This is a genomic window from Sanguibacter inulinus, assembly GCF_013415325.1.
In the GTDB taxonomy this organism is placed as follows: Bacteria; Actinomycetota; Actinomycetes; order Actinomycetales; family Cellulomonadaceae; genus Sanguibacter; species Sanguibacter inulinus.
The window spans coordinates 19,613-27,502 of record NZ_JACBYE010000052.1 but is presented as its reverse complement, the minus strand read 5'-3'; the positions used below and the strand labels follow the sequence as shown (position 1 = coordinate 27,502).

At 70.7% G+C, this 7,890-nt stretch carries 9 protein-coding genes; 2 read left to right on the top strand and 7 right to left on the bottom strand.

Features of this window, described 5'->3' with window-relative positions:
- Positions 1-66: 66 nt before the first annotated feature.
- The 3 genes from HZZ10_RS16125 to HZZ10_RS16115 all read right to left on the bottom strand — a co-directional run bounded on the left by HZZ10_RS16125 (position 67) and on the right by HZZ10_RS16115 (position 2,527).
- The gene (locus HZZ10_RS16125; RefSeq protein ID WP_179914273.1) at positions 67-1,089 is read right to left on the bottom strand and encodes a zinc-binding dehydrogenase; all 1,023 of its coding nucleotides are present in this window, start codon (positions 1,087-1,089) and stop codon (positions 67-69) included.
- Positions 1,090-1,199: 110 nt separating this feature from the next.
- Positions 1,200-1,538 (bottom strand): MoaF-related domain-containing protein, encoded by a 339-nt coding sequence (locus HZZ10_RS16120; RefSeq protein ID WP_179914272.1) that lies wholly within the window; start codon positions 1,536-1,538, stop codon positions 1,200-1,202.
- A 41-nt stretch (positions 1,539-1,579) separates the two neighbouring features.
- A complete protein-coding gene (locus HZZ10_RS16115) occupies positions 1,580-2,527 on the bottom strand; it encodes an NADP-dependent oxidoreductase (protein WP_179914271.1) in 948 nt (315 codons plus the stop codon).
- Between the two features lie 166 nt (positions 2,528-2,693).
- Between HZZ10_RS16115 and HZZ10_RS16110 the strand changes: the two genes are divergently transcribed.
- A complete protein-coding gene (locus tag HZZ10_RS16110) occupies positions 2,694-3,530 on the top strand; it encodes a helix-turn-helix domain-containing protein (protein ID WP_179914270.1) in 837 nt (278 codons plus the stop codon).
- 39 nt (positions 3,531-3,569) lie between these two features.
- On the opposite strand, the gene HZZ10_RS16105 is transcribed toward HZZ10_RS16110, so the two are convergent.
- Genes HZZ10_RS16105 through HZZ10_RS16095 form a run of 3 tightly spaced genes read right to left on the bottom strand, consistent with a single transcriptional unit; the run spans position 3,570 to position 6,332 of the window.
- Positions 3,570-4,172, bottom strand: a complete 603-nt coding sequence (locus HZZ10_RS16105; RefSeq protein WP_179914269.1) for a response regulator transcription factor — start codon at positions 4,170-4,172, stop codon at positions 3,570-3,572.
- Positions 4,169-5,383: a sensor histidine kinase gene (locus HZZ10_RS16100; RefSeq protein ID WP_179914268.1), complete on the bottom strand. Its 1,215-nt coding sequence runs from the start codon at positions 5,381-5,383 to the stop codon at positions 4,169-4,171. Before HZZ10_RS16100 ends, HZZ10_RS16105 begins: the two co-directional genes overlap by 4 nt.
- A 4-nt stretch (positions 5,384-5,387) precedes the next feature.
- Positions 5,388-6,332: an alpha/beta hydrolase gene (locus HZZ10_RS16095; protein ID WP_179914267.1), complete on the bottom strand. Its 945-nt coding sequence runs from the start codon at positions 6,330-6,332 to the stop codon at positions 5,388-5,390.
- Between the two features lie 193 nt (positions 6,333-6,525).
- Here HZZ10_RS16095 and HZZ10_RS16090 point away from each other — a divergent pair, with 193 nt between their 5' ends.
- Positions 6,526-7,122 (top strand): shikimate kinase, encoded by a 597-nt coding sequence (locus HZZ10_RS16090; protein ID WP_179914266.1) that lies wholly within the window; start codon positions 6,526-6,528, stop codon positions 7,120-7,122.
- Here the strand turns inward: HZZ10_RS16090 and HZZ10_RS16085 are convergent.
- Positions 7,087-7,833, bottom strand: a complete 747-nt coding sequence (locus HZZ10_RS16085) for an SRPBCC family protein (protein ID WP_179914265.1) — start codon at positions 7,831-7,833, stop codon at positions 7,087-7,089. The two genes, HZZ10_RS16090 and HZZ10_RS16085, sit on opposite strands and share 36 nt — an antisense overlap.
- Positions 7,834-7,890 lie beyond the last annotated feature (57 nt).

Here is a 7,890-nt window from a genome sequence, read left to right as displayed (position 1 = left end):
CCCTCCACCCGTCCCACCCACCCCGCCGAGCAGTCCTAGGACGAGACACCGGCGGTCTGCCCGGCGTCAGGGGCGGATGAGCACCTTGATAGCCTCGCGTGAGTCCATGAGCCTGTACGCCTGGGCGATGTCGTCGAGCGGGAGCTCGCGGTCGAAGACCCGTCCAGGGTTGATCGTCCCGTCGAGCACCTGGGGCAGGATCTGCTCGAGGTAGGCGCGGACAGGGGCGGGGCCGCCGGTCAGGGTCGCGTTCTTGCCGAACAACGAGCCGAATCCCACGGGGGCGTCTTCGTACTGGGGCAGTCCGACACGGCTGATCGTGCCGCCGGGGCGGACGATCCTGTAGGCCTGCTCGTAGGCGGGCATGTGGCCGACAGCCTCGAGGACGGCGTGAGAGCCGAGCCCACCGGTGATCTCCATGACCTTCGCGACACCGTCGTCGCCGCGCTCGGCGACGAGGTGGGTGGCCCCGAGCTCGCGGCCGAGGTCGGTGCGGGCGGTGTGTCGGCCCATGAGGATGATGGTCTCTGCGCCCAGCTGCTTGGCGGCCAGGACGGCTGAGAGGCCGACGGCGCCGTCGCCGACCACGGTGACGGTCGTGCCGGCTGTGACGCCTCCGCGGACGGCGGCGTGGTAGCCCGTGAGGTAGACGTCCGAGAGGGTGAGCAGGCTCGGCATCAGCGACTCGTCGGTCCCGGCGGGGACGACCACGGCCGTGCCGTCGGCGTAGGGGACGATCATCTTCTCGGCCTGGGCGCCGCTGAAGAACCCACCGTGGACGCAGGAGGTGTGGACGCCGTCCCGGCAGAACGCACACGTGCCGTCGGACCAGGCGAAGGGCACGATCACGGTGTCGCCGACGACGAGCGTGCGGACGTCCGCTCCGACCTCCTCGACGACGCCGATGGACTCGTGCCCCATGCTGACGCCCTCCGGGGTGTCGGCGAGGCCGTGGTAAGGGTGCAGGTCGGACCCGCAGACGCACGCGTAGGTGACGCGGATCAGAGCCTCGGTGGGCTTCTGGATGACGGGGTCGGGGACCTCGACGACGCGGACGTCGCCGGCGCCGAACATCAGTGCTGCCTTCATGATCTTCTTCCTGGTCGTGCTCGCGGGGCGCCCTCTGGGGCGTTGCGCGTGAGGGATGGGGAGGTGAGCCGGAGGCACCTCGGGGTGCCTCCGGCTCGTGGAGCCCGGTGTCAGCGGACCTGGGTCCAGGTGCCGTGCAGCTGGACGAACTCTCCGCCGATGACGGAGGAGGCCATGCAGGCGCCGTTCGTGTAGTCCTCGATGTGGGTGACGTGGTCGCCGGAGTCCGGCTCGGTCCAGCGGACGATGTGCAGTCCGTCGCGGACCTTGGTGGTGGTGTACTCCATCGTCTCGACGCGGCCCTTGATGGCGCCGCCGGTGACCTCGAAGGTCACCTGGGACTCGGTGTCGAAGGTGATCTCGACGGTGAAGTGGCCCAGCGGGGTGTCGGGGCCGAGGTCGGCGAGCCAGGTCTGTCCGACGCTGGGGAGGGGTGCGTTGATCTCCATGAGGTTCTTCTCTCTTCGTGGTGTGCGGAGGTGGTGGGGGGTCAGAGCTCGAGGACGAGGCGGCCGCGGCGGCCGCGCTGCTCGAGGAGTGCGTGGGCGGCTGCGGCGTCAGCCGCGGGCAGCGTCCCGGCGACCCGGGTGGTCAGGCGCCCCTGCTCGACGGAGCGGGCAAGCCTGTCGATCGCGTCGTGGCGCAGGTGGGACCGCATGACGTACGAGCCGAAGACGGAGATGCCGCGGCCCGGGTCGACGGCTGTGGGCAGGTAGAAGGCGATCTGACCGCCGTCACGCACCGCGCCGGTCACCTGGTCGGTGAGGATCGCGGCGTCGGCGAGAGCATCGGCGCCGCGCCCTCCGGTGAGCGCACGGACCTCTTCGACGAAGTCGGCAGCAGGGTCCACGACGTGCGTGGCGCCGAAGCCGCGTACGAGAGGCTCGTCGTGGGCCGAGGCGGAGGCGATGACCACCAGCCCGCGTGCTGCGGCGAGCTCGACGAGGTATCCGCCGACGGCGCCGGTCGCGCCGGTCACCGCCAGGACAGCGCCGGGTGCGAGGTCGAGGTGCTCGAGCGTGATCTCAGCCGTCAGGGCGTTGGACAAGAACGACGCCGCTGCCGGGTAATCCACAGTGCTGGGCTTGCGCGTCACGGACAGGGACGGCAGGACGACGAGCTCGCTGTAGCCGCCGTGGCTGCCCTCGGGGACCACGAACCCGATCGCGGGGTCGCCGACCGTCAGGTCGAAGCCGTCGGGCTGCTCGGGGCCGATCTCGTCGATCGTGCCCGCGACGTCCATGCCCGGCACGACCGGGTCGGTGATCGGCTCGTCGTTGCCGGCGAAGCCGCCGGAGCGGATGATCGCGTCGACGGGGTTGACGGCCGCGGCGTGCACGCGGACGCGTACCTGCCCCGGTCCGGCGTGGGGCTCGGGGACGTCGAGGGCGCGGAGCACCTCGGGTGCGCCGTACTCGGTCAGTCCGATGACTCTCACTGTGTTTCTCCTTCGTCCAGATCGCCTGGAGGGGGTGCCTCTCCGGCGTCGTGATCTGACCCTGTCACCTCGGCGGAGGTCGTAGCAGGGGAGAGAAAATGTCCCCCCACGAGGACCGGCGACCGGCATCTGCCGAGCCTGGCGGGGACCGTGAGAGGATCGCCAGGTGGCGGGCGAGACGAGATGGCGAGAGCTGGGCGACTTCCTCCGGGCGCGTCGGGCTGAGCTCACCCCGGAGGACCTCGGCCTGGTCGTCTCAGGGCAGACCAGACGTGTCCCGGGGCTCCGCCGCGAGGAGGTCGCCCACGCGACGTCCATCAGCACGGAGTACTACGCGCGGCTCGAGCAGGGAAGGTTGCCTGCCTCGGCACCTGTCCTCGACGACCTCGCCCGGGTGCTCAGGCTCACGCCGGACCAGCGGGTCTACCTCGCCGGTCTGTCCGGGAGACCGCTGACCGGTGCCAGGCCGGCCTTCCGGGACGCTCTCGACGTGCCCGTCCAGCGGATGCTCGACAACCTCGTCGGGACCCCGGCCTTCGTGATGGGACCTCGGACCGAGATCGTCGGGTGGAACGACCTCGGCGCGGCACTCATCACCGACTTCGCCGCGATCCCTGAACGTGAGCGGTACTTCATCAGGCTGCTCTTCACAGACCCGGCCATGCGGCTGCTCTACGCGGACTGGCTCAGCGTGGTGGACCTCGCGATCGCCCAGCTGCGCATGGACAGCGCCACCGACCCAGAGGACGAACAGCTCCGCGAGATCGTCCGCGAGCTCTCGGCCCTCGACCCTGACTTCCACGACCTGTGGAACGGGCAGGAGGTCGCCGCACGAGGATCGGGGACGAAGATCCTGCGTCACCCGGTCGTGGGAGAGCTCGCCCTGGACTGGGGAGCGCTCACCGACGGCGCTGGCCACACGATCATCGTCTGGACCTCAGAACCCGGGTCTGTCACCCATGACCGAGTCCTGCGCCTGGCGGAGATCGCCGAGGAGGGCTGATCGAGGCGGCCCCGACGGGACTCGTCGGTCGACCGGTCCTCAGACCCACCCGCGGTCGTGGGCTGTCGCGGCGGCGGTGACCCTTGAGTCGGCGTGCAGCTTGGCCATCGCCGAGGAGAGGTGGTTGCGGACCGTGCCGTGCGCGAGGCCGAGCGTCTTCGCGATGTGCTTGGTCGGCAGCCCCTCCCGCGTGAGGCGCAGCACGTCGGTCTCGCGTGCGGTGAGCGGGCTCTCCTCCTCGGTGAGTGCTGCTGCTGCGAGCGTCGCGTCCACGTACCTCTCGCCCGAGGCGACCGACCGGATGATGGCGGCGAGGCCGGACGCCGGGGTCGACTTCGGGACGAAACCGCGGACCTTCGCGGCAAGCGCCCGACGCAAGGTTCCGGGGCGAGCGTGCCGGGTGACGATGATGGTCTGCGAGGTGGGGTGGGACCTCAGCTCGTGAGCGACCTCGATCCCGTCGAGCCCGGGCATCTCGAGGTCGAGCAGCACGACGTCGGGGTGGTGCTCGAGGACGGCGGCGACGGCGGCGTGACCGTCGTCGACGTCGGCGACCACCTCGATGTCGGGTTCGAGGGAGAGCAGGGCGAGGAGTGCGCCGCGGATGAGCCCTTCGTCGTCGGCGATGACGATCCGGATCATCGGACGACCTCAGACTGCAGCGCCGCGGTGCGTGCGGGGATGCGCACGACCAGGGTGAAGGTGTCGCTGCGCCGGCTCGTCGACACGGTCCCGTCCCACGAGGTGACCCGTTCGGTCAGGCCAGAGAGACCCGTGCCCCCTGTGCGGACCGGACCGGACCCGTCGTTGGTCACCGTGAGGCGGTACTCCTGCTCCGGGGTCAGGACCAGCTCGAGGGACGCCTCGGTCGCCCGGCTGTGACGGAGGATGTTGGTCGCCGCCTCACGGATCGCCACGGCGAAGACCGCACCGGCGAGCGCCGGGAGATCAGGGACGTCGATCTGGGCCTCGCAGCGGATGTCTGCCGACCGCAAGACCGCCGCGGCGTTCCGGGCCTCGACGGCCACCGTGACGGTGCGGTAGTCGTTGACCACGGCGCGCGTGTCGTCGAGGGCCGCCTGGGCGATCGCCCGGATGTCCGCGAGCTCGGCCGCCGCGAGATCCGGCTGGTCGGCGAGCAGACGACGTTCGGCGAGCTCTCCCTTGAGGGCGATCACCTGCAGGTGGTGGCCCTGGATGTCGTGGAGGTCGGTCGCGAACCGCAGCCGCTCGGTCGCGACGGCGAGGTCGGAGGCGGTCCGGCGGGCCTCGTCGAGGCGGAGCACGACGCGCAGGACCCAGACTGCGCTGAGCGGCATGGTGGTGACCACCACGAGCGTGCTGACCACCACGAGGGTCGTGCCGTCGTCGACAGGTGTGCTGACCACGGGTGTCGGGTCGGCCTGCGAGGCGAGGGCACCTCCCACGGTGAGCACCGCGAGAGTGCCCAGGATCGCGGCGAGGCTCCACCAGCGGGGCACGACGCAGCTGAGCATCCCGCCCGCGGTGACGAGCAGGAAACCCCATCCCCACCCGCCGAAGGGTGGCAGCAGGGCGACGACCCAGGTCGCGGTCGCCACCACCAGGAGCAGGACGACCCACATGTTCCGCTCCGAGACGCCTCCGGTCGTCCGCAGCAGCGACGGGACCGCGGCGAGAGCGAGCACCACCGAGACGACCGTCAGGACCACGAGGAGGACCTGCCGCAGGCCGTCTGCCCCTCCGCCCGGCCCGAGGACCAGCTGGAGGAAGGCGGCGGTGACCACGAGGACCCAGAGGGTCACGGCCGTCGACGCCCGCATCCACCGCAGGTCGGCCGCGCGTCGAGAGGTGCCCGGCAGGCCGTCTGTCATGTGCTCAGCGTACCGAGAGGGAGGTGAGGAGCTCGTCGGTGTCGCGCGCGATCTGCCGCGACTGCGTGTGGTGCAGGTAGTGCTCACCGTCGAGGGGGACGACCTCGCCGTGGTCGACGCTCGCCGCCTGGTCCTCGTGCAGCTCGAGCCAGCCGTCGACGTCCGAGTCGTCCTGCACGACGAAGAGGAGGACCGGCAACGTCGACGGGAAGGTCTGACCGCTGACCGAGGCGAAGTTCTCGGGGGTGCGGTCCATCTCGTCGAGCAGGGTCGGAGCCGTCGAGTTCTTCGTGGTGAGGAAGCGCATCTGCTCCTTCGTGTCCTCGTCGTAGGGCATGCCGGCGTAGGTGTCCCCGCCGATCGCGGACAGCACCCGCAGCAGGCCGAGGGTGCGCAGCTCGGAGAGACCGTCGGTCGGGACCGGGTCGTCCCAGCCGGGCTGGTCCGGCACGCTGCTGTCGATCCCGACGAAGGCGACGAGCTCGTCCGGGTACAGCTCGCTGTACTCGAGGGCGTAGATGCCGGCGATCGAGTGCCCCATGAGCACGTAGCGGTCGACACCGAGCTGCTGCAGCGCCTCGTGCACCTCTGCGGCGATGTTCGCCGCCGTGCGCGGCGAGTCGGTCTGGTCGCTCAGACCTGTGCCGAAGGGCTCGACGGCGATCACCCGGTGGGTGTCGTCGAGCTCGGCGATCAGCGGCTCGAAGTCGAGCCCCGGGGCGGCGGTGCCGAGCCCCGGGAGGAGGACGATGGTCTCGTCGCCGGTGCCGCTGACGACGACGTTCATCTGCTTGCCGTCGACGGGGACGAGCTCGCCGTACGGCGTGATCGCGGCCAGGTCCGACTTCGTCGCGACCACGTTGACGATGGAGGTGGTCGTCAGAGCCAGGACGGGGAGCGCGACGACGACGCCGACGGTCCACAGGGTGATCTTCAGGGGCTTGCGCATGAAATCCTCGTCTTCAGGGAGGCGGCTCGAGAGCCGCTGTGCAGTTCCTCAAGGACACCGGAGATCGGGATCGCGCAGAAGTGCCGTGATGTCACCCGAGACCCATGACTGATGTCATGGGTGCAGGGCATCCGGGGTCGCTCTACCGGCGACCGCCTTGCCCGCCGCGCGCCCGCTCGCCCATACTGCGGGCGTGAACCAGCAGCCCCAGCAGACCGTCCTCGTCGGAGCCCCGGGGAGCGGGAAGTCGACCGTCGGGGAGATCCTCGCGGCGGCCACGGGTCGTCCCCACGTCGATGCCGACGCGGCGAGCGCAGGCTTCTACGGAGAGGTCGGCTGGTCGGTCGAGCGACTCGGTGCCAGGGCGTCCGAGGTCGGGTTCTCCCTCGCGCACGAGGAGTGGGAGGTCGCGCTCGCGCACGCCGTCGAGCGTCTCGTCGAGACATCACCCGGTGCCGTCATCTCTTTGGGTGCCGGGCACTCGCACGTCACCGACGACGCGCTCTTCGAGCGTGTGGTGCGTGCTCTCGGGGCGGCGGACCAGGTGGTCCTGCTGCGGCCCTCGGACGACCTCCAGGTCTCGCTCGAGGTCCTGCGGCAGCGGTGCCTCGACGACAAGGGGACTGCGTGGAAGGTCGACGGCGAGGACTGGCTCGAGCGATGGCTCACGGACGGGCGCGACGAGCGGGTCGCGACGCACCACGTGCTCACCGCCGGGATGACCCCGGATCAGACGGCCCGCGTGGTGGCAGGGCTAGCGGGTCGCGGCCTGTCGGTCGGCCGCGGCTGACTTCTCCGGGGCGTGAGCCTCCGCGCGGTCGCGGATGCCGCGCAGCATCTTCTGGGTCATGAGCAGGCTCACCCACTCGACAGGTTCTGCGAGCAGTGCTGCCCACGCGGACGTGTAGCCGTAGCGCTCGCGGACGACGAGACGGCACGACCTGTCGTCGACGGGGAAGAGCACAAAAGACCACGAGAACTCGTAGGGCATCGTCGGAGGTGCGGTGGCCAGGGCCTTCCCGCCGGGTGCGGGGGAGTCGTCCTCTCCAGCGGGTGCGATCTTCAACGAGGCCCGGACGGCTGACGTGCTCGGCGCTCCCGACAGCACCAGAGCGTGGCCAGGGTCGAGGGCCGCGACGACGAGCCGGACCTGGTCGGAGAGCCGGACCGTGTCGCCCGGCGCGAGACCTTGGAGGTGGGGCACGACAGTGTCGGCACTCCGGATGCCGAGCCTGGCGAGGTCTTCGAGCCTGTCGTAGCTGTAGAAACCGCCCCGTCCCTGCCCTATCTGCACGAGCCAGGGCCAGACGTCCGATGCCGGTGCGTCGATCATGATCGCGCGGGTCGCCTCGAGGTCGGGGTAGGGGACGAGCTCGTCTCCGGGGAGGACGCAGCGGCGCTCGTCAGGTGAGGCGCCCCAGCCGAGCGAGATGCGGCGGGCTGCCGCCAGCGCGACCGCCGCCACGAGCAGGGCGAGAGGCGCATGACGGCGACGGGTCATCCCTCCAGCCAACCGCTCGTGCGCGGGAGGCGCCACGGACCATCGTCCCGACGAGGT